Origin of the sequence: Albirhodobacter sp. R86504 (assembly GCF_042466415.1) — a bacterium.
Classification (GTDB): Bacteria; Pseudomonadota; Alphaproteobacteria; order Rhodobacterales; family Rhodobacteraceae; genus Albirhodobacter.
Genome location: NZ_JAXHCH010000002.1, coordinates 1,640,296 through 1,666,473 on the forward strand (window position 1 = coordinate 1,640,296; position 26,178 = coordinate 1,666,473).

General features: G+C 59.3%; 24 protein-coding genes and 2 tRNA genes. 17 read left to right on the forward strand and 9 right to left on the reverse strand.

The window, feature by feature from the left end; all coding sequences use genetic code 11:
- The first annotated feature begins 118 nt into the window (after positions 1-118).
- Entirely contained in the window at positions 119-1,411 is a 1,293-nt protein-coding gene (locus tag SJY32_RS09855; RefSeq protein WP_376874357.1) for a hypothetical protein, read from the forward strand.
- A 28-nt stretch (positions 1,412-1,439) separates the two neighbouring features.
- The gene (locus SJY32_RS09860) at positions 1,440-2,213 is read left to right on the forward strand and encodes a hypothetical protein (protein WP_376874359.1); all 774 of its coding nucleotides are present in this window, start codon (positions 1,440-1,442) and stop codon (positions 2,211-2,213) included.
- 107 nt (positions 2,214-2,320) lie between these two features.
- On the opposite strand, the gene SJY32_RS09865 is transcribed toward SJY32_RS09860, so the two are convergent.
- A complete protein-coding gene (locus SJY32_RS09865; RefSeq protein ID WP_376874361.1) occupies positions 2,321-2,647 on the reverse strand; it encodes a hypothetical protein in 327 nt (108 codons plus the stop codon).
- Positions 2,648-2,886: 239 nt separating this feature from the next.
- Between SJY32_RS09865 and SJY32_RS09870 the strand changes: the two genes are divergently transcribed.
- On the forward strand, positions 2,887-3,744 hold the full coding sequence (locus SJY32_RS09870; RefSeq protein ID WP_376874363.1) for a hypothetical protein: 858 nt from the start codon (positions 2,887-2,889) through the stop codon (positions 3,742-3,744).
- Positions 3,745-3,939: 195 nt separating this feature from the next.
- On the opposite strand, the gene SJY32_RS09875 is transcribed toward SJY32_RS09870, so the two are convergent.
- A tRNA-Ser gene (locus SJY32_RS09875) sits at positions 3,940-4,029 on the reverse strand.
- A 203-nt stretch (positions 4,030-4,232) separates the two neighbouring features.
- On the opposite strand from SJY32_RS09875, the gene SJY32_RS09880 reads away from it, so the two are divergent.
- From SJY32_RS09880 to SJY32_RS09910, 7 genes are read left to right on the forward strand one after another with little or no spacing between them, the layout of a single operon-like run.
- Entirely contained in the window at positions 4,233-5,159 is a 927-nt protein-coding gene (locus tag SJY32_RS09880; protein ID WP_376874365.1) for an SPOR domain-containing protein, read from the forward strand.
- Between the two features lie 54 nt (positions 5,160-5,213).
- The gene (locus SJY32_RS09885; protein WP_376877671.1) at positions 5,214-6,407 is read left to right on the forward strand and encodes a D-alanyl-D-alanine carboxypeptidase family protein; all 1,194 of its coding nucleotides are present in this window, start codon (positions 5,214-5,216) and stop codon (positions 6,405-6,407) included.
- 5 nt (positions 6,408-6,412) lie between these two features.
- A complete protein-coding gene (gene tmk, locus SJY32_RS09890; protein ID WP_376874367.1) occupies positions 6,413-7,045 on the forward strand; it encodes a dTMP kinase in 633 nt (210 codons plus the stop codon).
- Entirely contained in the window at positions 7,042-8,157 is a 1,116-nt protein-coding gene (locus SJY32_RS09895; RefSeq protein WP_376874369.1) for a DNA polymerase III subunit delta', read from the forward strand. The genes tmk and SJY32_RS09895 overlap by 4 nt, the downstream gene beginning before the upstream one ends.
- Before the next feature lie 25 nt (positions 8,158-8,182).
- Positions 8,183-9,034 (forward strand): TatD family hydrolase, encoded by an 852-nt coding sequence (locus SJY32_RS09900; protein ID WP_376874371.1) that lies wholly within the window; start codon positions 8,183-8,185, stop codon positions 9,032-9,034.
- Positions 9,031-9,828, forward strand: coding sequence for an MBL fold metallo-hydrolase (locus SJY32_RS09905; RefSeq protein WP_376874373.1), 798 nt, complete (start codon positions 9,031-9,033; stop codon positions 9,826-9,828). The genes SJY32_RS09900 and SJY32_RS09905 overlap by 4 nt, the downstream gene beginning before the upstream one ends.
- On the forward strand, positions 9,825-10,772 hold the full coding sequence (locus tag SJY32_RS09910; RefSeq protein ID WP_376874375.1) for an AEC family transporter: 948 nt from the start codon (positions 9,825-9,827) through the stop codon (positions 10,770-10,772). The genes SJY32_RS09905 and SJY32_RS09910 overlap by 4 nt, the downstream gene beginning before the upstream one ends.
- Positions 10,773-10,808: 36 nt before the next feature.
- Here the strand turns inward: SJY32_RS09910 and SJY32_RS09915 are convergent, their stop codons facing one another.
- The 5 genes from SJY32_RS09915 to SJY32_RS09935 form a co-directional block, all read right to left on the reverse strand.
- On the reverse strand, positions 10,809-11,768 hold the full coding sequence (locus tag SJY32_RS09915) for an ABC transporter permease (RefSeq protein ID WP_376874377.1): 960 nt from the start codon (positions 11,766-11,768) through the stop codon (positions 10,809-10,811).
- Between the two features lie 76 nt (positions 11,769-11,844).
- Positions 11,845-13,098 carry an ABC transporter permease gene (locus SJY32_RS09920; protein ID WP_376874379.1) on the reverse strand — a complete coding sequence of 418 codons (1,254 nt, stop codon included), beginning with the start codon at positions 13,096-13,098 and terminating at the stop codon, positions 11,845-11,847.
- Positions 13,099-13,314: 216 nt separating this feature from the next.
- A complete protein-coding gene (locus SJY32_RS09925) occupies positions 13,315-14,388 on the reverse strand; it encodes an ABC transporter substrate-binding protein (RefSeq protein WP_376874381.1) in 1,074 nt (357 codons plus the stop codon).
- A gap of 121 nt (positions 14,389-14,509) precedes the next feature.
- Positions 14,510-15,613: an ABC transporter ATP-binding protein gene (locus tag SJY32_RS09930; RefSeq protein WP_376874383.1), complete on the reverse strand. Its 1,104-nt coding sequence runs from the start codon at positions 15,611-15,613 to the stop codon at positions 14,510-14,512.
- Positions 15,614-16,069: 456 nt separating this feature from the next.
- Positions 16,070-16,156: transfer RNA gene (locus SJY32_RS09935), tRNA-Leu, on the reverse strand.
- A gap of 318 nt (positions 16,157-16,474) precedes the next feature.
- Between SJY32_RS09935 and lipB the strand changes: the two genes are divergently transcribed.
- The 4 genes from lipB to SJY32_RS09955 all read left to right on the forward strand — a co-directional run bounded on the left by lipB (position 16,475) and on the right by SJY32_RS09955 (position 20,528).
- Positions 16,475-17,131 (forward strand): lipoyl(octanoyl) transferase LipB, encoded by a 657-nt coding sequence (gene lipB, locus SJY32_RS09940; protein ID WP_376874385.1) that lies wholly within the window; start codon positions 16,475-16,477, stop codon positions 17,129-17,131.
- 344 nt (positions 17,132-17,475) lie between these two features.
- Positions 17,476-17,895, forward strand: a complete 420-nt coding sequence (locus SJY32_RS09945; protein WP_376874387.1) for a c-type cytochrome — start codon at positions 17,476-17,478, stop codon at positions 17,893-17,895.
- A 252-nt stretch (positions 17,896-18,147) separates the two neighbouring features.
- Positions 18,148-19,827, forward strand: coding sequence for a cytochrome c oxidase subunit I (gene ctaD, locus SJY32_RS09950; RefSeq protein ID WP_376874389.1), 1,680 nt, complete (start codon positions 18,148-18,150; stop codon positions 19,825-19,827).
- 32 nt (positions 19,828-19,859) lie between these two features.
- On the forward strand, positions 19,860-20,528 hold the full coding sequence (locus SJY32_RS09955; RefSeq protein ID WP_376874391.1) for a DUF2244 domain-containing protein: 669 nt from the start codon (positions 19,860-19,862) through the stop codon (positions 20,526-20,528).
- A 55-nt stretch (positions 20,529-20,583) separates the two neighbouring features.
- Here SJY32_RS09955 and SJY32_RS09960 read toward each other — a convergent pair whose 3' ends face one another.
- Positions 20,584-21,042, reverse strand: coding sequence for a GatB/YqeY domain-containing protein (locus SJY32_RS09960; RefSeq protein WP_376874393.1), 459 nt, complete (start codon positions 21,040-21,042; stop codon positions 20,584-20,586).
- Positions 21,043-21,210: 168 nt separating this feature from the next.
- Between SJY32_RS09960 and carA the strand changes: the two genes are divergently transcribed.
- Together carA and SJY32_RS09970 are read left to right on the forward strand one after the other, a co-directional pair.
- Positions 21,211-22,377, forward strand: a complete 1,167-nt coding sequence (carA, locus tag SJY32_RS09965) for a glutamine-hydrolyzing carbamoyl-phosphate synthase small subunit (RefSeq protein ID WP_376874395.1) — start codon at positions 21,211-21,213, stop codon at positions 22,375-22,377.
- A 178-nt stretch (positions 22,378-22,555) separates the two neighbouring features.
- Entirely contained in the window at positions 22,556-24,691 is a 2,136-nt protein-coding gene (locus SJY32_RS09970) for a glycosyltransferase (protein ID WP_376874397.1), read from the forward strand.
- A 73-nt stretch (positions 24,692-24,764) separates the two neighbouring features.
- Here the strand turns inward: SJY32_RS09970 and SJY32_RS09975 are convergent, their stop codons facing one another.
- Positions 24,765-25,409 carry a GntR family transcriptional regulator gene (locus tag SJY32_RS09975; protein WP_376874399.1) on the reverse strand — a complete coding sequence of 215 codons (645 nt, stop codon included), beginning with the start codon at positions 25,407-25,409 and terminating at the stop codon, positions 24,765-24,767.
- A gap of 113 nt (positions 25,410-25,522) precedes the next feature.
- Here SJY32_RS09975 and SJY32_RS09980 point away from each other — a divergent pair, with 113 nt between their 5' ends.
- Positions 25,523-26,176: a pyrimidine 5'-nucleotidase gene (locus SJY32_RS09980; RefSeq protein ID WP_376874401.1), complete on the forward strand. Its 654-nt coding sequence runs from the start codon at positions 25,523-25,525 to the stop codon at positions 26,174-26,176.
- The last annotated feature ends 2 nt before the right edge of the window (positions 26,177-26,178 follow it).

Genomic DNA, 26,178 nt, shown 5'->3' on the forward strand with positions numbered 1-26,178 from the left:
TCCAAGAGCCGCCGCCGCACCGCTTTGCCGTCTCTCTGACGAAAACCTGATAAGACTGTTACTGGAAACAGCCGCCTAAAATTCCATATTCTGGATGTCGGAATAGGGTGGGATTTGTATGGATAACGAGAAACTGACGCGCGCCGAGGCGCAGGGCGTGCGATATGCGGCAGAGCTTGAGGCCCATATTCGCTGGCTGGATAGCTTCTCGGCGGCGGCGCTCGGTGTTCTTGCGGTTGCATCGGGGATCTACACCTACCTCGGCGTCTCGTCGCTGTTGGACGACAATGGCGCGTTGAGCTTTTTCGCCGCGATCAGCTATTCCATTGCGGTATCGGTGGGCATTTTCGTGTTCTGGTCCTATCTCATGCGACTGCTACCGGCCGTACGCACGGTCGGCGCGCGGCTGGGGTTATTCGTGTCGATGCTCTTAGGCTCGGCAGCGATCATCGCGATGTCATCATGGCTCAATGCGGCCGCTTTGGCGGGCGCTGCGGCGGTGGAGCAGCATCTCGCAACGACCGTCCAAGAGTATCAAACCGCCCTTGAGCGGGCAAACGAGATCGCCGTCAGCGCCCAAGGCTTGGAACGCGATGTCTCGCGCGTTCGTCAATCGTTTGAAGATCTGTCCGAGCAAGAAGCCACGGGCGATCTGTCGGGCCTTGCGGGTCGGGGGGCGGTCTTCCGTGTCTTGCGCCAAAAGTCGGATGAGCTGCAAAGTTTGGAGACCCAGATCGCGACACAGCAACCCCTCGTTGCCGCGGCCTTTATCGAGGGCAATCAGATCTTGAGCCGCATGCGGGCGCTGACCGTTGAACCCGGCCCGATCGAGGTGCGCTCGGTACAGTTTAGCGAGGAAGCGGTCCGTTTATCGGGTGTGATCACACAGCTGCGCCAGCTCTCCGTGGCCCCACTCGTCAATCGCGCGGCGGAAGATCTCAGCGCATCGGTCGTGCTGCCTGAGCTTGACGGACGCACCGAAGAAACCCGCGCGGGACAGCAATCGACGATCCGGTCTGTTTTGCAGGTGCTCGGCCAACGGGCGGAAACACTGCGCCGCGCGGCTGATACGGTGATTGCGATGCCTCCGCCCAATGAAATCATGTATACCCCGATCAGCACGGCCGATGCGGTGATCCGCTACGCTGGCAATTTTGCGCCCAGCTGGGCGGGCGCCATCGCGATCGACCTCCTGCCAGCAGTGCTGGTCTTCATCCTCGCGATTACGCACGCCGCCATCCGGTCCGGTAAGTCACGCGTCGGGGTTGAGGATACGATGACCATTGCCGAATTGCGCGCCGCGCTGAGTGCGGTGACCGAAATGGACGGCGCTTTGCGTCTGGCGCAAGAGACGCCCAGCGCCCCCGCCCAGACCGCCCCATCCGAGCTGGACAAGCCCGCCAATGCCTGATGCAATCAGGCCAGACAAGCGACGTAAGATGACGGTCAAATCGGCAATCTACGGGGTGCTCGCCATTCAACTGGTTTTGGCGGGCTTGCTCATGGGCGGGGATTTATGGCGCGCCTTCCCGAGCATCGGATTGCCGTCAAACCAGCCACGGTTTGACCAACCCGTGCAGCCTGGCGACCAGACACGGCGCTATCGACCTGCAGATATGCCACTTGCGCCCGCGCGCGATGGAAATCCGCGCCGTCCGTTCACGTCCACAAGCGATATGCCGAGCCGTTTGGTGTTTGGCAAAGACGGCCCAAGCCTGACGATGACCGGCACCATTTCCCCGGGCGATGCAGACCGCTTTGAGGCATTTCTGGACGCGGAAGGAACCGACTTTGAGACGGTGCGCCTTAACTCGCCCGGCGGTTCGGTGTCGGACGCCTTGGCCATCGGCCAACGGCTGCGCCAAGAGGAGATCAACACGGCCTTGCAGGAAGGCGACATTTGCCTCTCCGCCTGCCCTTATATTCTTGCCGCAGGTGTGTCGCGCGCGGTCGATATCGATGCGCAAGTCGGCGTCCACCAGCATTTCTTCGACGTGAATACCGTCCTACCCGCCTTCCTTGCCGTTGAGGATATTCAACGCGGGCAAGGCGCGGTCATGGCTTACCTCAATGAGATGGGGATCGATCCTCTGATCATGCAGCATGCCCTGATCACCCCTCCCGATGAGATTTACGTTCTGATGCAAGAGGAGTTAACAGAGTACCGGATGATCTTCACCCCTGATGCGCAGGCCGATCAAACCTCTGATTAGGCTAGTATTTTCGACATCTTCACGCGTCTGTGGCACCTGCGCGGTTGGGCGAGCAATGCCAGCTTGAGCAGGAAATCCGCTCAAGCTGGAGAAATACAAAACGCCGTTTATTCGATTGTAAACGTGCCGATGCTGCACACGTCGATATCTTCTTCCTTCAACTCATCGCCATCTTCAAAAGTGGCGAGAAAATCGAATTTGCAGTGCCCTGTGCCATCGTCAAAATTGATGTCAACAGATTGGCCATGCGCCAAGATGTCCTGACCGAGGATATCTTCCTCCCAAGAATCCGTCCCCACATTCGACCCTTGGAACATCACAATCGCATAGCCAGATTTGTTCACGATCGTGACCGTGCGATCAGCAGCATGTGATGCTGTCGCGACAAGCTGCGCCAATACAAACGCGACGCTTGCAATAAATTTTACATTCATTTGAGTTCTCATCCCTTAAACCGCTGATGCCCTTAGCGCATCAATCCAAACGGCTTCACGCAACGAAGTTACACACAGCCGCAAACATGCATAGAAATATTACGTTAAGCCCAAATATGAGATGGCGATGCCAGTAAGCTGCGCATAGGTTTGCTCCAAACTTTGTTTCGCCCAATCCTTTGTTTAGAAAGACATTAGCCATGCTATGCGAGGATCTCCGCACCGATGATGCCGCGCAGTTGGTCATCGCCCCGCAATTTTGGCAGGCAATGATGCGTCAGACACAGGATTTGCTCACGGTGCACACATCAATCCCCGCGGAGGTGCACTATCTCGCGGATACACGTCGCTGGATGATGATCCAAATGGCGCTGGCGCTGCATTTTGATCACAGTCTGTCCCCCAGCAATCCCGCCCCTTCGCCCAAATCCCTCACGACGGCGCTCGCCGAGAGTCGCATCGTCAGTCGCAACACCGTGCAGGCTTTCTTACGCGAACTGACCCGCGTGAAATTCATCGAAGCGTCCGCCCCCAATGCCATCCGCCAACGTGTGACGAGGGCGTCAGCCAAGAGCGAGCGATTGATGCGGGTGTATCTGGATATCCACCTGCGCGCGCTCGACACAATCGACGGCTCTCATCGTTCTGCCTTTTTACAACAAAACCCGGACTTTTTAGGCTATCTTCAACCGACCTTCGCCAAGCGGATTTGTCGGTCCGTCGCGTGGTACAGCCCTCCCGAAGCGATACAATGTTTCACCAATAGCGCCTCTGGCAGCAGCATATTGCACGAGCTTGTGCTCTCCACCCGTTCCCATCAGCCCAGTGAGGACGGAAGACTTTGGATCGGCGCGTTCTCGGCCAGATCATTGGCCGCGCGCTATCAGGTTTCACCCGCTCATATCGCCAGATTATTAACCCGAGCCTGCGCACTTGGGGCCATCGGGTGGTCCCGCCCGATGCGACGCGGCGAATGCTGGCTCAACGCGCAGCTCGCGCAAGATTACCTGCTCTGGCAAGCCGAAAAACTCGCCGCGCTCTCCTCTGCATTCGATACTGAGAAAGCATCGTTTTTACCTCCCGCGCAACTGACGTGAGCGGCGCACGCCGCGAGCCGAGCCGAGCCGAGACGAGCCGAGACGGGCGGAGCCTACCCAGCAACACGAAAACAGCCGCGCAATCCGTGATACGTTGCAATGCAAATTAAGGGCGCGGCGCGCCAGCCCCAAGGCGCACTAAACAGCAAGTGTGCGGGAGTAAACGGCGGCGAATAAAGTTGCACAATGGGCGATTGGCGGAAGCGGTGGGATTCGAACCCACGGTAGAGTTCCCCCTACGCTAGTTTTCAAGACTAGAGCCTTAAACCACTCGGCCACACTTCCATGGGCCGCCACTTAGACCGGATCACGCGATTCTGAAAGCCCATCTCCGCATAATTCCGCTATCAAATGCGTGGCGCACTTTTCTTAAGGGCGCGGCTCCGATAAAGTCGCGGCAAATCTTCGCCCGACGCTGGTCCCGATTGTGGATCAAGACGGGCAACGAGGTATAGCAGACGCGGCTTAAACCGCGCGAAAGGGGCAAGATGGCAAGGCAGTCTGTGATCCGAACGGTGTTTTTGCTGGGGGGCGTCGTCGCTCTCGCGGCATGTGAGGAAGGGCAATCGCTCTCGTTCTTGACGGCACCGAGCACGGGCGAAGACGCGAGCGCGACCGCGCCGGCGTCGAAAACTGTGGAGCGGGACGTAGAGGCCCCAGAAATTTTCAGCGAAACCGGCCCCGGCCTATGGGACGGGCGGCCATCGCTGGGCGGGGTATGGGTCGCGCATCCGGATGTCAAAGACCCCGAACGGGTCATCATCCGCAACGCCGGATCAGATAAATTTGTCGTCGGCGCCCTCTTCCGTCGGGAGCGTGCAACGCCCGGGCCGAAAATTCAGGTATCCTCCGACGCGGCCGAGGCGCTCGGGATGTTGGCGGGCGCGCCGGTCGAGCTTTCCGTGATCGCCCTGAAGCGCGAAGAAGCCCCAGCCGCGCAATCGCTGTTGGTGGATGCGCCGGTCGCCGACGCTGCCACCGCGCCGGCCAGCGCAATCGGCGCGGAAACAATTGCAACGGCGCCGCTCAAACCTGCGGGCGACATTGCCGCCTCCGCGAGCGCTGCCATCGCGAAAGCCGAGACCACCTCGCAAACCAAGCCCGCCGCAAAACCCGCAAACACAAGCGCCGCAAAACCCGCCGCCCCAGCCCCAAGTCAGGCGGCGCCCTCCGGCAGCGGCCCTTCCAAGCCGTTTATCCAGCTTGGTATCTTCTCGGTCGAAGCAAATGCGACCCGCGCGCAAGCGAGCCTGCAAAAAGCGGGCATCGGCGCAAAGCTGGTCAAGGAAGACTGGCAGGGCAAGACCTTCTGGCGTGTCCTAGGCGGCCCCGCCACCTCCAACGCCGATCGCGATGCGCTGCTCACCAAAATCAAGGGCATGGGCTTCCCCGATTCCTATGCTGTTTCCAAATAACCGAAGAGACGAGATCTGATGTCCCATACCCCCCGCCTCTCGACCGCCACTTTCATGCGCCATCCACGCTTGCGTGCCCAATTGCGCCGCAGTTTGATCGGCGGTCTGCTGGCGCTATCGACCGCGCTTGGTGGCGCCTCGGCTGCCTTCGCGTTTGATACCGGCGCTCAGTCGGCTTGGGTGTTTGACGTGACGACGCACACGGTTTTGCTGGAGAAAGAAGCCGATGTCGCGTTGCCTCCGGCCTCGATGTCGAAACTGATGACCATCGAATTATTGTTCAAGGCGCTGAAAGAAGGCCGCGTCCAGATGGACACCACATTCGGCGTCTCACCCCATGCGGTCAGTTTCACCGCGCGCGGCGGCTCGACGATGTATCTACAAACGGGCGACCGCCCCACCGTGGAAGAGCTGATCCAAGGGATGATCGTGAATTCCGGAAATGACGCGTGCGTCGTGGTTGCCGAAGGGCTTGAGGGCTCGGAGGAGGCCTTCGCGGCAAAGATGACAGCACGGGCGCGCGAGTTGGGTCTCGATCAATCCACCTTCGCCAATTCCAGCGGCTGGCCGGACCCGAACCAGCGCATGAGCATGGCGGATCTCGGCCGCCTTGCCGTGCATCTTATCGAGGAATATCCAGACCTTTATCCGGTATTCTCGCAACTGAAATACGATTATCAAAATCGCGCGCCTGCGAATGCCAACAACCGGAACCCTTTGTTCAAGCTCAATATCGGGGCGGATGGTCTGAAAACCGGTCACACGAATGAGGCGGGATACGGGCTTGTGGGCTCGGCGGTGCAAAACGGCCGCCGGATCGTGTTTGTCGTATCCGGCATCGACAGCGATGCGAACCGCGCAAAGGAGGCGGGCAATGTTGCGACATGGGCCTTCAACAACTTTCAGCTCCGCAACCCAGTGAAAGCGGGCGAAACCGTGACGCAGGCGCCGGTCTGGTTGGGCGCGAAGGAAAGTGTCAATCTTGTTGCGGCAGAGGATCTTGAGCTGTTGGTGCCAAGTGCGGCGACGAAAACAATTCAGGGCGCGGCTGTGTTCAACAGCCCTATCGCGGCGCCAATCGAGGCGGGACAGCAGCTTGGCGAGCTCGTGTTGCAGATCGAAGGCGTGGGCGAGAAGCGTGTGCCGCTGGTCGCAAGCGAAGCCGTTGAAGAAGGCGGCTTTGGTGTGCGGGCAAAAGCCGCCTTCAATCGCTTGTCGAGCAAAGCGCTCAGCGCTGTAAACGGCTAAGGCGGATGTTCGTCACGTTTGAGGGGATCGACGGATCGGGCAAGTCAACTCAAGCCCGCCTTTTGGCCGATGCGCTTCGGGCGCAAGGCCGTGAGGTGGTTTTGACGCGCGAACCGGGTGGTTCTCAGGGCGCCGAGGAAATCCGGAAGCTTGTGCTGGAGGGGGCCACCGATCGCTGGTCGCCGATGACGGAGCTTTTGCTGTTTACCGCCGCGCGGCGTGATCATATCGAACGGCTGATCGACCCTGCCTTGCAACGTGGCGCGGTCGTTATCTGTGACCGGTTTGCCGATAGCACGCGGATGTATCAAGGCCTGTCGCGCGATGGCGGCGCGGGATTGCGACCGCTCGTCGATCAGCTGCACGCAGCCGTGATCCAGCGCGAGCCCGATCTGACGATGCTGATCGACATTGATCCCTCCGTCGGCCTTGCGCGTGCGAAGGGGCGCGAAGGGCATGAGGAACGGTTTGAGGATATGGGTGTCTCGATGCAAGCGCGGATGCGAGAGGGTTTTTTGGCCCTCGCGCAAGAATTCGCGCCGCGTTTTCGGGTGATCGATGGGGCGCGCGACCCGCAATCGGTGGCGCAAGATGTTCTCACGACTTTCACCACGCGCGCCAATGAGGCGCGTCAATGAGCGATCTGGCCGAGGTCGAAACCGACCGCGTCGACGGCGCCCCCCATCCGCGCGAAACCGAAGCCCTGATCGGGCAGGCGCGCGCGGAGGAAACCTTCCTGACGGCGTTCAACACCGGCCGGCTACATCATGGCTGGATGCTCACGGGGCCACGCGGCATTGGCAAGGCGACACTCGCATGGCGCATTGCGCGGTTTTTGCTGGCCACGCCCGATGACGATGGCGGCATGTTCGCGCCCCCCAAACCCGAAAGCCTCGACATCGATCCCGAAGTGCCGGTCGCGCGCCGTATTCGCGCGCTGGCGGAGCCGCGGCTGGCGCTTGTGCGGCGGGCATATGACGAGGAAAAAAAGCGGATTCCAACCGAAATCACCGTGAAGGAAATCCGTAAGCTCAAAAGCTTTTTCCAACTTTCTTCCGCGGATGGTGGTCGCCGCGTTGCGATCATTGATTGCGCGGATGAGATGAATTCCAACGCCGCCAATGCCCTTTTGAAGCTGCTCGAAGAACCTCCGGCAGGCGCGATCATTTTGCTTGTCGCCCATCAACCCGCGCGTCTCCTGCCCACGATCCGCTCACGGGTGAGGGAGTTGCGGCTAGGCCGGTTGGAGCCACTGGATATCGCGGAAGCGCTCGCCGCAGCCGGCGCAGATCCCGCGGAAGTGGCCGAAAACGCCGGCGCGCTGGCGGCTTTGTCGGGCGGATCGGTGGGTGAGGCGCTCCGGTTGGTTAATCTGGGCGGGCTGGACGCCTATGCCGATCTTGTGCGGCTTGCCTCAACCCTTCCCAAGCTTGATCGTCCGGCGGCCCTCAAACTGGCGGAATCGGTGGCCGGAAAGGGCCGCGAAACCCAATATGATCTGATGCTGGGGTTGATGGATCTGTTACTCTCGCGGCTCGCGCGCGCGGGCGTTGCAGGGCCGCCCCAACCCGAAGCCGCACCGCGCGAATCCGCCCTGCTCGCACGGCTTTCGCCAGATCACGCCAGCGCTCTAAAATGGGCCGCCTTGCATCAATCCATGGGCGCACGTGTGCGTCACGGGCGGGCCGTCAACCTTGACCCTGCCGCTTTGGTCATGGATATGTTCCTAGAACTCTCGGCCTCCGCGTAGACGGGGCCAAACCGCAGGATTTCCGATGACCGAGACCGCCGCACCGATCACCACCCCCCCGCAGATCGTCGATAGCCATTGCCATCTGGACTTCCCTAATTTTGCCGAGGAACTGCCGCAGGTTGTCGCCCGCGCAAAAGAGGCCGGCGTCATGCGGATGGTGACGATCTGCACCAAACTGCGCAACTTGCCCGCTGTTCGCACCATCGCAGAGGCCCATAGCGGCGTGTTTTTCGCCGCCGGCACCCATCCGATGTCCGCCGCAGATGAGCCGCTCGTGAGCACGGACGAATTGATCGCCCTGAGCCAGCACCCGAAATTTGTCGGCATTGGCGAGACCGGGCTCGACTATCATTATACCGCTGAAAGCGCCGAGATCCAAAAGACGTCGCTGCGCAATCATATTGCCGCGGCGCGCGAGACGGGCCTGCCCTTGATCATCCATTCACGGGCCGCCGATGAGGATATGGCGCAGATCCTCACCGAGGAACATCGCAATGGCGCCTATCCTTGCGTGATGCACTGCTTCTCATCGTCTCCCGAGCTTGCGCGCGCGGCGCTGGATCTCGGGTTTTATCTATCCATGTCGGGCATCGCTGCCTTCCCTAAATCGCAAGAAATTCGCGACATTTTCGCCGCAGCGCCGCTTGATCGCGTTTTGGTTGAGACGGATGCGCCCTACCTCGCGCCGCCGCCGTTCCGGGGCAAGCGCAACGAGCCTGCCTATACCGCGCATACCGCACGCAAAGGAGCGGAGGTCTTCGGGCTGGACTATGCCGATTTTGCCGCCGCGACCTCCGCCAATTTCGACCGTCTGTTCAGCAAAGCCGCCGCGCATACCGAAAGTGCCGCAATTTCGCTTGCGGCGCGCGCATGACGCTGCGGTTTACGATACTGGGGTGCGGCTCCTCAGGTGGTGTGCCGCGCATTGGCGGCAACTGGGGCGATTGTGACCCCGAAAACCCGAAGAACCGCCGCCGCCGGTGCTCCATGCTGGTCGAGCGAATTGGCGCGAGCGGCGTCACCCGTGCGCTGATCGACACATCGCCGGATATGCGCGATCAACTTTTGACGGCGGGCATCGGGGCGCTGGATGCGGTCGTTTACACCCATTCGCACGCCGATCACGTGCACGGGATCGACGATCTACGCCAAATCGCCTTTAACACCCGCGCCCGACTGCCCGTCTGGGCGGATGCCGAAACGCAAGATGCGCTACTCTCGCGCTTTGGCTATGCGTTCGTGCAGCCGCCGGACAGTAACTATCCCCCGATCTGTGATCTGCGCAGCATCAAGGGCCCGTTCGAGATCAACGGCGCAGGCGGGACGATCGCGTTCCAGCCCTTCACCGTGGAGCATGGCAATATCGATGCGCTCGGTTTTCGCATTGAAGGCTTGGCGTATTTACCCGATGTCAGCGCAATTCCGGAGGCTGCTTGGGCGCATCTGACGGGTCTGGATATTTGGGTGCTCGACGCGCTGCGCCGCGCGCCACACCCGACCCATGCGCATCTCGCGTTGGCGTTGGAATGGATGGAGCGCGCCGCCCCCAAGGCCGGAGTCCTGACCAATATGCATATCGACCTCGACTATGACGCCGTCGCCGCCGAAACGCCCCCACATATCCACCCCGCCTATGACGGCATGATCTTGGAATTGGAAACCGCGTGAGCACGCTAATTGACGTTATCCTTCCCGTCTTTCTCATCATCGGGTTCGGGTATCTTGTCAGTTGGCGCGGGATGTTTTCAGAATCCGCCGTCGACGGCTTAATGCGATTTGCACAAACCTTCGCCGTGCCCGTTTTGCTCGCCAAATCCATCGCCAACCTCGACCTATCCGTCAGCTACGATATGGGCCTGATGACGAGCTTCTACAGCGGCGCGTTTATTGCCTTTGGCTTGGGTATCATCGGCGCGCGGCTCATGGGGCGCACAGGGCAAGAGGCCGTCGCGATCGGCTTTTGCTGCCTGTTTGGCAACTCGCTTTTGTTGGGCGTTCCGATCACGGAACGGGCCTACGGGCCGGACGCGTTGACGGCGAATTTCACGATCATCTCGGTCCACTCCCCCCTTCTCTATACGGCGGGAATCGTCGTGATGGAGGCCGTGCGTGCGCGGGGACAATCGCTTTCTCTGGGTCGGGTCGCGCTCAATGCACTGACGGGGGTGGTGCGCACGCCGATGGTGATCGGCATTGCGGCGGGCTTTGCCATTCAAGGTTTCACCGCCATAAGCGGCGCGCCCTTACCCACGGCCATCACGGACGCAATGGATATGCTCGCCCGCGCCGCCCTTCCCGCGGCCCTCTTCGGGCTCGGCGGTATCTTGTTCCGGTATCGTCCCGAGGGGGATCTGAGGGCAATCGTGATGGTAACGGTGCTGTCTCTCGTCATCCACCCGACCATCACTTACGTCTTGGGGCATTGGGTGTTCAATCTTGGAACCCCCGCTTTGCGCTCCGGTGTTATCACGGCCGCAATGGCTCCCGGCGTGAATGCCTATATTTTCGCAAATATTTACGGCGTCGGGCGCAGGGTCGCCGCCTCGGCCGTGTTGATGGCAACGGCCTTGTCGATCCTGTCGATCTGGGCGTGGCTCGCAATTCTGCCCTAAACGGGGAGGCGCGGTGAGCCCCTCCCTATTTTGGTCTTACCGAGGCGAGACCCCCCGCAGCCGCTCCGACCGGCGGCGCAGCAACTCAACGGTTGTGAGCAAGCAGATCGACAAAATCACAAGGATCGTTGCCACGGCCAAAATTGCGGGCGAGATTTGTTCGCGAATACCGTTCCACATTTGCCGCGGGATGGTCTGCTGATCGAAATCCGCGATGAACAGAACCGCGATAACCTCGTCAAATGACGTGACAAAGGCGAAAAGCGCGCCGGAAATGACGCCCGGCAAGATCAAAGGCATCACAACGCGGAAGAAAGTCGTGCGCGCATCCGCCCCAAGGCTCGCCGCGGCACGGATCAGGGATTGATCGAAACCGACCATCGTCGCCGTGACCGTGATAATAACGAAGGGAATGCCCAAAACCGCATGCGCCATGATGACGCCAATATAGGTGCCTTGCAGGCGTGTCCATTCCATATGCAATCCGCCATCAAAGGCCGGATACGGAATCCAGACGGAGGAATAGAAGAAAAACATGCCCGTCGCGGAGATAATGATCGGCACAATCATCGGTGAGATCATGATCGCCATGATCAGGCGACGATACGGCATTTCCGAACGGGCAAGCCCCAAGGCTGCGATCGTCCCCAAGACCGTCGCGAGGATTGTCGCGAAGAACCCGATGATAATCGAGTTTTTTGCAACCTTCACCCAAGTTGCATCCGCCCAGACCGCCGACCAAAACGCCCCGCCACGCGTGCCTTCCTCGATCTCGGTGCCGAACGTCAGCAAGCTTTGATACCAGCGTGTGGAATACCCCTCGGGATCGAAGGCCAGCATCTTTTCGGTGAAGGTGAAATACGGCTCGGCGTTGAACGAAAGAGGCATCACGATCAAAATCGGCGCGATCAGGAACAGGAAAATCGCGCCGCAAAGCGTGAGGTAGACGTAGTGCCAAATTCGTTCAATCGGATCAGCGTAGGTGGGTAGGGCCATATCGGATCTCTTTTTCTGCTTGGAACGGGGCGCGGCAGGGCCTGCGCTGCTTCGAAACCTGTCGTATCGGGCGCGGTCAGCCCAGCTTCATGTTGTCGATGCCGACAACGCGGTCATAGACCCAATAGAGGATTAAAATCGCAGCGAGCAGCAAAGACGCCAATGCAGCGGCCAAGGACCAGTTCAGCGATTTTTGCATGTGGAACGCGATCAAGTTGGAGATCAGCTGGCCATCCGCCCCGCCGACAAGCGCGGGCGTAATGTAATACCCAACCGCGAGAATGAACACGAGCATCGCCCCCGCGCCGATCCCCGGTAGGGTCTGCGGCAGGTAAATCCGGCGGAACGCTGTCCAAGATGTTGCTCCGAGCGAGCGCGCCGCACGCACATAGGCGGGTGGGATTTGCCGCATCACGGAATACAACGGCAGCACCATAAACGGCAGCAAAATATGCGTCATCGCGATCAAGGTGCCCAGTTGATTATACATCATCTGAATGCGCCCATCCTCGCCGATCACGCCGAGCCAGACCATCACATCATTTAAAACGCCCTGCGATTGCAACAGTACCATCCATGACGTTGTGCGCACGAGCAGCGACGTCCAGAACGGCAGCAAAACGAAGATCATCAGCAGGTTGGACTTGGCCATCGGCAGGGTCGCCAGAAGATGCGCAATCGGATAGGCAAGAAACATGCACAGAACGGTGATCGTCAGGGATAGCATCAACGTGCGCCCGAACAGCATTTTATACACCGCCTGCCCCTCCGATACGCCCGTGATCGCACCCGAATCGTCGCGTGTCATATCAAGGGCCGCCAGATAGAAATCGATCGTCACCGGATTGGAGGCCGAGCGCATCGCGCGCCAAATGATCGGTTCTCCCCATTCTTCATCCGCATCGAGGAAAGCCTCCTTATAGGGCGGCTCGAATTTGTCGACCTTGCGCGCCGTCCCCGTAAAGAGTGACCGCGTGCCCGAGACATCATAGTTGATCCGCGTGCCCGCCTCGCCCGCCGTGCGATCCTCTTTCATCTGGATCAGGTCGAGCGCGAGAGCGGCATAGGCCTCCTCTGTTATCTCGGAGCCGGCGGGGTTTTCATCGAACCAAACCGCCAGATGCGGCGCCGATTTGGAAAACCCATCATTATAGACCGATTGCACCAGCATTTTGCCAATTGGCACGATGAAGGTGATTAACACGAATAGGAATAGAGGCGCGACGAGAAGAAAGGCGCGACGGCGTGCCAGTTTTTGCGACTTGACCAGCGCCGCTTTGAGGGGCTGGCCATCGGCGGTAACGATGGGTTGGGCGGTGGCGTCGGTCATCTATCGGTCCTTTTGGCCAAGAGCGCGGCTTGTCTTAAGAGGCAGTCCTTCAGGCACCCGATCAGTACGCGAGAGAGGGGTGCGACACGGCAATCAAGCACGCGGGCCCCCGCCCTCGTAGGAAGGCACAAGACCGTGCGCGGCAGGGCCGCCCAACGCAGATCATCGCTCAGATCGGGGAAAGTGTGGCGCGGGACAGTCCCGCGCCACATTAGATCAGCTTGCCAGCCAAGCGTTGAACTTCTCGGACAGCTCGACATCATGATCAGCCCAGAAGATCGGATCCGTTGCGATGAAGTTTTGCATATTCGCCGGATTGGTCGGCATATGCGGCGCCATCTCGGTTTTGCCGTCTTGATACATCCCGACAAGAGCCGCCGACGATTTACGCGCGGGACCATAGGAGATGTATTTCGCCTGATCCGCGAGACGCTGCGTATCGGTCGAGAACTTCAGGAATTCCATCGCGTTATCAAGGTTCGGTGCGCCCTTCGGAATGACCCAGAGGTCATAATCGAGGTATTGGCCATCCCAGATAATCTCGAACGGTTTTTCCTCCGCGATCATCGCGTTGAAGAAGCGGCCGTTATAGCCGGTGGTCATAACCACCTCGCCATCCGCCAAAAGCTGCGGCGGCTGCGCTCCGGCGTCCCACCACACGACCGAATCCTTGATCGTGTCGAGCTTGGCCATCGCCCGTGCAACGCCCTCATCTGTGCCCAACATATCGTAGATTTCATCCGCAGGGACACCGTCCGCCATCAGCGCCATCTCGAGCGACCGCTTTGCGGATTTCAACAGACCGCGCTTGCCCGGGAACGCTTCGAGATCGAAGAAATCAGCGAGGGTCGACGGGGCGGCATCGGTAAATTTGGATTTGTCATAGGCGATCACCGTGCTCCACACGATATTCGCAACGGCGCAATCTTGCAGCGCACCATCCACAAAATCTTCGGCCGCAGGCGTGCCATCGGCACCATCGGGCAGGATCGACGCATCAATCACTTCCAACAGCCCTTCATCGCACAGCCGGATAGCATCGGACAGCTCGACATCCGCAAGGTCAATCGACACGTTGCCCGCTTCGACCTGCGCCTTGAGCGGCGTCGCAGGATTGTCTGCGTCGATCGAGTTGATTTTGACACCGGTCATCTCGGTGAACGGCTTATGATACGCCTCAACCTGACTCGCTGTGTAAGAGCCGCCCCAAGAAACGATGTTAAGTTCCTGAGCTACTGCGGCGAAGCCTACGCTGGTCAGCGCCGTGGTCAGAATAAGTGTCTTTTTCATAGGTAACTCCCGTTGTTGTTTACTTATGTTCATGACTTTGCGTCATTTTTCCCGATCTAGCGCCAAGATGGGCTGTCAGGTTTTGATCGGGCGCAGTTTTGGGCCGCGCCAAATAGCGATGTCAGTTGGCATTCAACGCGCGCGCGTCTTCGGGATGCCAGCCGATTTTGAGCCGTTCGCCCGGCGTGAGCTTCGTCTGGCCGATGGTATTGCGGCTTTTCATGACGAAATCATCAGACCCTGCCACGCGCATCCGTGTGCGGAAAATATCGCCCATATAGACGACCTCCAACACCTCGGCGCTGATCATGTGAGCTCCCTCGGGCATCATCTCGGGCTTGAACTCGATCCGTTCCGGCCGGATCGACACAAGCGTTTCCTGACCGACGGACCGCACATTGACAGGCGTCACATCAATCAACTCGCCCGAGGCCAAGCGCACCGTGCAACGATCACCCGATAGGGTCTCAACCTTGCCCGGTAGCTTGTTATTCTCGCCAATGAACTGCGCCACGAAACTGTTTTTCGGGCGCTCATAGAGTTCGTCAGGGGGCGCAAGCTGTTGGATACGGCCATCGTTAAAGACCGCCACACGATCCGACATCGTCAACGCTTCGCCCTGATCGTGGGTAACGTAAACCACTGTGATCCCAAGGCTTTCATGCAAATGTTTGATCTCAAATTGCATGTGCTCTCGGAGTTGCTTATCGAGCGCGCCCAGCGGTTCATCCATCAAAACAAGCTTGGGATCGAACACCAGTGCCCGCGCAAGCGCAATCCGCTGTTGCTGGCCGCCCGACAATTGCGCGGGGCGGCGATTCACGAAGTCACCCATCTGCACCATATCCAGAGCGCGCATGATCTTCTCCTCGCGCTCTGATTTGCCGATTCCGCGCACTTCGAGAGGGAAAGCAAGATTTTCCCCCACCGACATATGCGGGAACAAAGCGTAGTTTTGGAAAACCATACCGATTCCGCGTTTGTGCGGCGGGACTTGGTTGATGGGCTGTCCATCCAGACGGATCTCACCATTGGTGGCCGTCTCGAAACCTGCCAACATCATCAGGCAGGTGGTTTTGCCAGAACCTGAAGGCCCGAGCATGGTTAAAAATTCGCCTTTTCCGATCGAAAGATTAAGGTCTTTTACAACAAGCGTTTCCCCGTCGTAGCTCTTTTGAACGCGATCGAATGTGACGAAGCCATCATTAGTGGCGGCGTTGGTCAAAGCGGGCTCCCCAGATTTATTTTTTCATTGTTTTCCCGTGATCACATCAAAACGAATGCGTTTCGAAGTTTCAAGCAATAAAACGGAGGGCGGTGCGCGCAGTTCGATGTGGCTTCATTTCGCCAAATAATTCGGCGCAAGTTGCTATATGCCGCGCAGCTTTTCGCCATTTCGCGCAAAATTTCGTGCATTTTGGCGTAACGGCATAATTTTTGATTATAAATCGGGCGGGCAATCGCGGATTTTTTCAACGCCTCGCGGTGCTCGATCTCGCGAGAATTACCCGTCCCGCGCCCACAACCGACTCGCGCAATCGCTTCGAAAGCCAGACAAGAAAGGGGCTAAAACGCGCTATTCCAAAGACCAAAAAACCGGCATCTCTGCCGGTCTTGCGTCTTTGTGATATTTGAGGATTTTTTGTCTAACTCTTCGAAGGCTGAGCCTCTTGAGAAGAGTTGGTGCGGTCGAGAAGACTCGAACTTCCACGGGTGTTACCCCACAGCGACCTCAACGCTGCGCGTCTACCAATTCCGCCACGACCGCACTGTCTTGACTTGGTGAGGGGGCTTCTAGCCGAGGGATTTGGGGATGTGAAGAGGCTATTTGCGAGTTTTCTAAAAATTTTTCACGCGCGCTGCACCCCGCTAAAAAGCGGCCTTATTTTAAAGGTGTTGGCGTCTATCAGGCGCGAACCGGCGTTATGCCCTCATTTTGAGGCACGCGCTTGATCTGCCCCCCTCCGCCGCCTTATGACTCGCAAGATGCCGGGCGCAGCGAAGTATCGCACGGTTCAGGCTTAGATCGGGCAGGCGCGGGCCGTGAACGCTCGGGCCGGACATTCTTACGACGGGGGAGACATCAATGGTCGAATGGATCACCGCAACCGATCTCGTGCCCTATGACGAGGCGTTGCGTTTCATGGAAACGCGAGTCGCACAGATCGCGGCGGGTGACGCGCCAGAGACGATCTGGCTGCTCGAACACCCCCCTCTCTACACCGCCGGAACGTCAGCGCAGGCCAGTGATCTGATGGACCCCGAACGGTTTCCCGTTTTTGAGGCCGGGCGTGGCGGCCAGTATACTTACCACGGCCCCGGTCAGCGCGTGATCTATGTGATGCTCGATCTAAACCGTCGCGGGCGGGATGTTCGCAAGTTCGTCTGCGCATTAGAGAATTGGGTTATCGGCACGCTGAAAGAGTTCAACATCACCGCCGAGCGCCGAACCGGACGCGTCGGCGTTTGGGTGACGCGGCCCGACAAGCCCGCCAGCCCTGACGGAAGCCCGCGCGAGGACAAAATCGCCGCGATCGGCGTCAAGCTCCGGCGATGGGTGTCTTTCCACGGCATCTCGATCAATGTCGAGCCAGATCTGAGCCATTTCGACGGCATCGTTCCGTGTGGGCTGCGCGAACATGGCGTCACGAGCCTTGTCGACCTTGGGCTGCCCGTCACGCTGGCCGATCTGGACATCGCCTTGATGCGCGAGTTTGATCAAGCCTTCCCGGAAGCGCCGTGAGGTGACCTCTGAAAGCTGGGCGCGCGGGCGGCCCGCGCGCTGGCACGCCCCTGCCCGCACTGAGGCGTCACGCCGCGTCAAACCCTGCTCACGCCCTTTTCGCCGCCGCTCCGCGCCCTATATCTAAAAGCGTGAGGCCGGAGATGTTCGAGGCGGCGCACCACGCCGCACCACACGCGCTGCGACAAGCCGCCACAAAGCCAAGGCCGACGGCAAAAGCTAAGATCCGGCCTGAAACGTAGGCACGACACGCAGGCCCGACACGTTATTACCAGTGCCGCCGGCGCGCCAGCGGCGCAACGGCGCGACAACACAGTTTCGTTGAGACAAAAGGAAGACACGCAATGAAGACCAGCCTAATCGCCACTCTGACTGCCCTGACTTTCGCCACGCTTTCCGCCCCCGCCATCGCAGGGGACATCGCGGCCGGTGAGAAGGATTTCCGCAAATGCAAAGCCTGCCACTCCATCGTTGACGACTCGGGCGAGGCGTTGGTCAAGGGCGGCAAGACCGGCCCGAACCTCTACGGCGTCGTCGGCCGTACGGCAGGATCGGTTGAAGGGTTCCGCTACAAGGATTCGATCGTTGCTCTGGGCGAGACCGGATTCGTTTGGGACGAGGCGTCGATTGCCGAATATGTCGTCGACCCCAACGGCTTCCTCAAGGACAAGCTCGGTGATAGCTCGGCCAAATCCGGCATGGTGAAGCAGTCCCTCAAAGTGCCCGAGGACGTCGTCGCCTACATCGCATCCTTGAGCCAGTAAGCGAGTCACCGCGCGGCTTACGCGCGCGTGAGCCTCTCGTGGCTGCGACAAATCGCGCAACGCCAGCCCCCGATCCCGCCGGATCGGGGGCTTTTCTTTTGAAAACAACCCGCAAGAGACCCCAAAAGCGCCGTTATTTTTCAAATTGCCGTGTCCTGATGAGTTGCCGTTCCTGCGTTTGCTCTCTATTGTTTACCCATGCAGGCGCGCGCTCGGGAGATCGTGCGCCAGTACGGTATTAGGGAGACTAGCATGGCCGACGCAGCCCATCACGCGGCTGGGGAACATGACGAGCGCGGGTTCTTCACCCGCTGGTTCATGTCCACCAATCACAAGGATATTGGTATCCTTTATCTGTTCACCGCAGGGGCCGCAGGGCTTTTGTCGGTTATGTTCACCGTTTACATGCGCCTCGAGCTCATGGAGCCCGGTGTCCAATATATGTGCCTCGAGGGCGCCCGCTTCATCGCGGATGCCGCGCAGGAATGTACCCCGAACGGTCACCTGTGGAACGTGATGATCACGTATCACGGCGTGCTCATGATGTTCTTCGTCGTGATTCCCGCGCTGTTCGGTGGTTTTGGGAACTACTTCATGCCGCTGCACATCGGTGCTCCGGACATGGCCTTCCCGCGCCTGAACAACCTCAGCTACTGGATGTATGTCGCGGGCCTCGCGCTCGGGGTTGCTTCCATGCTGACGCCAGGCTCGTCGGATGGTCAGCTCGGCTCCGGCGTCGGCTGGGTGCTCTACCCGCCGCTCTCGACGCAGAACGCTGAACTGATCTCGATGGATCTCGCGATCTTCGCAGTGCACGTCTCGGGCGCATCGTCGATTCTCGGCGCGATCAACATCATCACGACCTTCCTCAACATGCGCGCACCGGGCATGACGATGCACAAGGTTCCGTTGTTCGGCTGGTCGATCTTCGTGACGGCATGGCTCATCTTGCTCGCTCTGCCGGTTCTTGCAGGCGCGATCACGATGCTCCTAATGGATCGTAACTTCGGCACCACCTTCTTCGATCCGTCTGGCGGCGGCGATCCGATCTTGTATCAACACATCTTGTGGTTCTTCGGGCACCCGGAAGTGTACATCATCATCCTGCCAGCCTTCGGGATCATCTCGCACATCATCGCAACCTTCTCGCGCAAGCCGGTCTTCGGCTACCTGCCAATGGTTTACGCGATGGTCGCAATCGGTGTTCTGGGCTTCGTCGTCTGGGCGCACCACATGTATACAGTGGGCATGTCGCTGACCCAACAGAGCTACTTCATGATGGCCACCATGGTCATCGCCGTCCCGACGGGCGTGAAGGTGTTCTCGTGGATCGCTACGATGTGGGGCGGCTCGATCGAGTTCAAAACCCCGATGCTCTGGGCGTTCGGCTTCCTGTTCCTGTTCACCCTCGGCGGTGTAACCGGCGTGGTTCTCAGCCAAGCTCCGCTGGATCGCGTGTACCACGACACATATTACGTCGTTGCACACTTCCACTACGTGATGTCCTTGGGTGCCGTCTTCGGGATCTTCGCGGGCATCTACTACTGGATCGGCAAGATGTCGGGCCGTCAGTATCCGGAATGGGCAGGTAAGCTGCACTTCTGGGCGATGTTCCTCGGCTCGAACCTGATCTTCTTCCCGCAGCACTTCTTGGGTCGCCAAGGTATGCCACGCCGCTACATCGACTATCCCGAGGCTTTTGCCTTCTGGAACTATATCTCGTCGATCGGCGCATTCATCTCCTTCGCGTCCTTCGTATTCTTCATCGGCGTTGTCTTCTGGACGATCACCCGCGGCAAGCGCGTGACAGAAAACAACTACTGGAACGAATACGCAGATACGCTGGAATGGACACTTCCCTGCCCGCCGCCGGAGCATACTTTCGAGCAGCTCCCCAAGCAGTCGGATTGGGATCACGCCCACAAGCACTAAGGCGATTGCCTGACTGATAAAAAAACCCTCCGATGGCAACATCGGGGGGTTTTGCTTTTGCGCTATGGCTCTATCTTGAGCGCAGCATCACCAATCCCGAGCCCGCTATGCCCTATGAATGGGTTACCCCAAGAACCGTTCGCGACACGCCTGACGCCCCGCGCACCGCGCCTCCCCTGCAGGCGGAGCGGCTGCGCGACGCACCGCTCTCATTGCCCGCTGAAGTGCACCTGTGGCCGTATCGGTCGCTCCCGCGCAGTGGGTTTGTGATCTTCATCGGGCTGACCTGCTCCTTCCTCGCGCTGCCACTCACGGCGCTGATTGGCCTCACCGCGCTTTGGGTGGTCTTGCCGTTTCTGGCCGCTGCGGTTTGGGCGATCTGGTTCGCATTACAGCGCAGCTACCGCGACGGCGAGATCTTGGAAGTTTTGCGCATCAGCCATGGTGACATGCATCTCAGCCGCCGCGTGGCACGGCGGCAACGGGGCCGCGCGATTCCGGCCCAGAATTGGGAGGCGAATCCCTATTGGGTCCGCATTCGCACCCATGAAAAACCCCTGCCAGATTACCTCACCCTTGAGGGCGGGTCGCGTTCCGTCGAACTTGGGGCATTTTTGACCCCCGGGGAACGTCGCAGGCTGAGCGCTGAACTCGCGATTCTTCTCAAAGCCGCGCGGCAGGGCGCTGTCCCCGAAACGTAAAACGCCGCCCCAACGGGCGGCGCCCACACTATTTCAATCTGGCTCGCGAATGGCCTTAGCCCAAGCTGCCTTTAACCATTGCACCCACAGCGCCAAAATCCATCTGTCCGGTGTATTTGGATTTCAGCTCCGCCATCACGCGCCCCATGTCGCGCAACGAACTCGCGCCGGTGGCCTCAACTGCCGCTTGCACAGCGGCGACCACCTCTGCCTCGGTCAATTGGCGCGGCAGAAACTCCTCGATCACCTTGACCTCGGAGAGTTCCTTTTCCGCCAATTCCAGCCGCCCGCCCTCTTCATAGGCGCGCGCGCTTTCTTGGCGCTGTTTGACCATTTTGCCCATGATCGCAAGCAGTTCGGCATCGCCGACGACAGCTTCATCCGTGCCCGCGCGCAAAGCGATCTCGCGATCCTTGATTGCTGCATTGATCAGCCGCAACGTCGACAAACGTTCCGCTTCTTTTGACCGCATCGCTTCTTTCAAAGCCGACGAGATCCGCTCACGCAATTCCATACCTTGATCCCTCTCGAGAATTCGAGCGGATAGAATACCGAAAACCTCCGCCACCTGCAACGAAGCTAAGTCATTGTTTTAAATGCATAAGATAAAGAATTTTCACCCCTTGACCCCAGCACCCCCTGCCCGTAGGTTCTGGCAGATTTTGCCATAGGGAGTCGCGCCATGCCCGCAAGTCACATTGCAGCCGAAAATCCGACAGCCCTGATCGCTCTGGCCGATGGCCAGCTTTTCTACGGAAAAGGCTTCGGCGCGACCGGAGAAACGGTTGCCGAGCTGGTGTTTAACACCGCTATGACCGGCTATCAGGAAATTATGACCGACCCATCCTACGCGGGTCAAGTCGTCACATTCACCTTCCCGCACATCGGCAACACCGGCGTGACGCTGGAAGACGAGGAAGGCGCCACACCAGCCGCAGCCGGCATGGTCGTGAAATGGGACCCGACCGAGCCATCGAATTGGCGCGCGACGGGCAATTTGAATGAGTGGCTGATCAAAAACGGCCGCATCGGCGTTGGCGGCATCGATACCCGCCGCTTGACCCGTGCGATCCGCCAGCAAGGCGCGCCGCATGTGGCCATCGCCTATAACCCGGACGGCGTTTTTGACGTTGAGGCCCTTGTGAAAAAGGCGCGCGGATGGTCTGGCCTCGTCGGGCTTGACCTCGCGAAAGACGTCACCTGCGCGCAAAGCTACCAGTGGAATGAAATGCTCTGGGCATGGCCTGAGGGCTATTCCAAGCGCGAGACCGAGGGCCTGAAGGTCGTGGCGGTCGATTTCGGTGCAAAGCGCAACATCCTGCGCTGTCTCGCCTCTGCGGGCTGTGATGTGACCGTGCTGCCCGCAACCGCGACCGCGGAGGAGGTGCTCGCGCTGAACCCGGCTGGCGTGTTCCTCTCGAATGGCCCGGGCGACCCTGCGGCGACGGGTGCTTATGCCGTCCCGATGATCAAGGGCGTTTTGGAAGCTGACCTCCCCGTCTTCGGGATCTGCCTTGGGCATCAAATGCTCGCACTGGCGCTTGGCGCACAGACGATCAAGATGAACCACGGCCACCATGGCGCAAACCATCCGGTAAAAGACAACGAGACGGGCAAAGTCGAAATCACGTCGATGAACCACGGTTTTGCCGTCGATGCGCAGACCCTGCCTGCAGGCGTCAAGGAGACGCATGTCTCGCTGTTTGACGGATCGAACTGCGGTATTCGGGTCGAGAACAAGCCGGTGTTTTCCGTGCAATATCACCCTGAAGCCTCCCCCGGCCCGCAAGACAGCTATTACCTGTTTGAGCGTTTCGCAGACGCTATGCGCGAGCGCGCGAAGGCCTAACAGCTTCACAAAGACTCCAAACAAAATGCGCGGCCCCCAAGGCCGCGCATTTTGTTTGCGACACCGATGCGGCGGGAACTTCGCCGGCTGGCCCTGCGTGTCCAAGACATTAACGAGAGATTAACCATTCGTGCGCTAAGCTCCTGCGATAGCGTGGTGTTCTCAGTACTGGTGCCGAATGATTATCCCGATCCAAAAACGCTTCAAGGGAAAGGCCCAACAGCATCTCCGCGCTGTGGGGGAAGATCATTCTTATGTCGATCCTGCCCTGAATGATCCCCCATCACAGGACCATACGCAGGCGATCAACGCGCGACTTTCGCAAAATGCTCCCGATCTCAACGCTAGCGCACTGATCGCGCCACAAATCGCATCCGATCTGGCCCGCGCTGAGGGTAGGCCGGTTTCGGTTGACCAGCCCCCGCTGACACAACCCTCGCCAAAACGGACGCCCTTGGGGCAGCTTTTGCTAGAGGCCGGCGCGGTTGACCCCGGCAATCTGCTCAAAGCTCTTTCGTTGCGCGAACGTCAGGATGTCCGTTTGGGCGATATCCTTCTTGCGCATGGCTGGGTCCGCGAGAACGATCTGATGGCCGCTCTCGCCCGTCAATGGAACGCAACCGTCGTTGATCTGGTGGCGACACCGCCCGACCCGCGCCTGATTGACAAGATCTCTGCGGAAGCCTGCCTCGCGCGCTCCATGGTGCCTTGGACAAGGATCGGAGGCACAACGGTCATCGCGACGGCACGTCCAGAGGAATATCGCGCGATGCGTGACGATCTGCCGCCCGAGCTCGGCCCCTATGCGATGGTTCTCGCCGCCGAACGCGACATCCATGAAAGCTTGCTCGCCCGCCGCCAGACTTCACTGATCCGCAAAGCCGAAACGCGCGTCAAACCCAGTGAAAGCTGCCGGACACGCGACGAGAAACGGCTTTCGCGGATCATGATTGGCATCGTTGCAGTCATAATTTTGGGGCTGGCCTACACGCCGGTGGGGATGCTGGGCGCGCTGGTCGCTTGGATGCTGCTGTCTATGGTGGTCTGCACAGCGTTGAAGGTTGCCGCATTTATCACAAATGCAACACATCCCGATGCGGTTGACACTGAGGCAAATCTTATTCGCCTCCCCATCGTATCGATCATGGTTCCCCTGTTTAAGGAGCGCGACATCGCGAGCAAGCTGCTCGTGCGCCTGTCGCGCCTAAATTATCCGCGCGAGTTGCTTGATATTATGATCGTGGTCGAGCAAAGCGACGAGGTCACCATACAGACGATCGAGCAAACCACCCTGCCCCGTTGGATCAGGGTCGTGAAGGTTCCCAATGGTCCGATCAAGACCAAGCCGAGGGCGTTAAACTATGCGCTCAATTTCTGTCGCGGATCTTTGATCGGGGTGTATGACGCGGAAGATGCGCCCGATCCGGATCAGATCCACACGGTTGTCCGAAGGTTCTCACAACGCGGCCCAGACTTGGCCTGTGTGCAAGGCATACTGGATTACTACAACCCGCGGACCAACTGGTTGGCCAGGTGTTTCACGATTGAATATGCGAGTTGGTTTCGTGCCATGCTCCCGGGCGTGGCGAAGATGGGCCTCGTCGTTCCGCTGGGCGGGACGACCTTGTTCTTCCGGCGTGAGGCGATCGAACGTCTCGGCGGCTGGGATGCGCATAACGTCACCGAAGATGCCGATCTCGGCGTGCGTCTCGCGCGCTACGGCTATCGCACAGCGCTTGTCCAGACGGTCACCCACGAGGAGGCAAACTGCCGCGCCCTTCCATGGGTAAAGCAACGCTCCCGCTGGCTGAAGGGCTACGCGATCACATGGGGCGTACATATGCGCGATCCGGTGGCACTTTGGCGCGATTTGGGCGCGTGGCGCTGGTTCGGGTTTCAGATCCAGTTCTTCGGCACCCTCAGCCAGTATCTGCTCATTCCTCTTTTGTGGAGCTTCTGGCTCATTCCGTTCGGGATTTGGCACCCTGTTTCCGCCTATCTCCCGAAACTATGGGTGATCGCGATGGGATCCAGTTTCGTTCTCGTCGAAATCGTTAATCTATGTGTCTCGCTCTGGGCTGTTCGCGCGCCCCAGCATCGACACCTCATGCCTTGGACATTCACACTCAACCTCTATTTCCCGCTGGGCGCATTGGCTGGTTGGAAGGCCATCTATGAAGCAATCGTCGCCCCTTATTATTGGGATAAAACGACCCACGGGATCTTCGATGCGCATGGGGCAATTGTGCCTGCGACACCGGGTTCGGACGCAAATGAACAGACCACCCCGGGCAACAGCGCGGCTTCGTTTTGAAGTGCCAAAAGCCATGAAGTTCCACAATTAGCCTTGCGCGGTGCTACACGGGGTTAAAATAGGGCGTCACCCCTCACTCACCCAACTCCGCGCGCTGACTGCTCGCCGCGTCCAACTTCAGCCGCGTCTCAAACGCTTTCGAGATATGCGCCCGCAACGCAAGCTGCGCCGCTTCGCCGTCACCCGCGCCTATGGCATCGACGATTGCCTTATGCTCGGCCAATGCCGTCTCGCCACGCCCCTCGGCCGCAAGGGATGTTGACGCCAGAAGCGCCATCGAACGGTGCACAAGATCCAGCTGCTGCACGAGGTAGCGATTATGCGATGCAAGGTGGATTTGCTTGTGAAAACGGCGGTTGGCACGGCTCAACGCCTGCGGGTTGCCAATATGCGCACGGTCCTCAGTGACCATATCGCGCAATACCTTCACCTCCTCGGGCGTCGCGTGCCGCGATGCCAGTTTCGCCGCCAAGCCTTCCAACTCGGCCCGAACAACATAAAGCTCTGCGAGCTGATTGTGATCCAACGACGCGACGATCAACGAGCGCCCGTCGCGCGCCAACATGGACTGTGTCTCAAGCCGTTGCAAAGCCTCGCGGATCGGGGTGCGTGACACGCCGAATCTATCCGCGAGTTCCGATTCGACCAGCCGATCGCCGGGGCGGTATAGCCCGCCGTCAATCGCCTCCAAAATCAATGTGTAGGCATCTTTCTGCATCAATCCGCCACCCCATTGATTGCGCGTATAAATTCGAGGGGAACCCTACGCGGGAGCGCCCCCTGAAATCAATAGCGCTTGGCCTTCCGCCCACGCGCGCATAGGGTCCGCCCATGCGCGATAATTTCTCCCATGTGAGCGACTGGGTCTTCGACCTCGATAATACGCTCTACCCGCCCGCCGCCCGTCTGTTCGATCAGATTGAGGTCCGAATGACCGATTATGTGATGCGGTCGCTCAATGTTGCCCGCCCCGAGGCCGACCGGCTCCGCAATCATTACTGGTCTCTCTACGGCACCACGCTCGCAGGTCTGATGCGAGAGCATAGCGTCGACCCGACCCCCTATCTGGAGGACGTGCACGAGATTTCTCTCGATCATCTCACGCCTGATCCCGATCTGGCCGATGCCATTCGTAACCTGCCCGGCCGGAAGATCGTCTATACCAATGGCACCGCCCCCTACGCCCATCGCGTGACCGAGGCGCGCGGATTGAGTGGCCTTTTCGATGGGATTTACGGCGTCGAGGACGCAGATTTCCTCCCCAAACCTGAAGAAGCTGCCTATCGCACAATTTTCGCAAAAGCGGGGATTGAGGCCAAAAACGGCGCGATGTTCGAGGACGATCCCCGCAACCTGCGCGCGCCACATGCGATGGGCCTGCAAACTGTTCTCGTCACTCCGCTTGATCCTGATGCTCCACCGCGCGCGGCCTACGTTCACTACCACACCCATGATCTTGCAGGATTTTTGCAACAACTGGTCTAGCC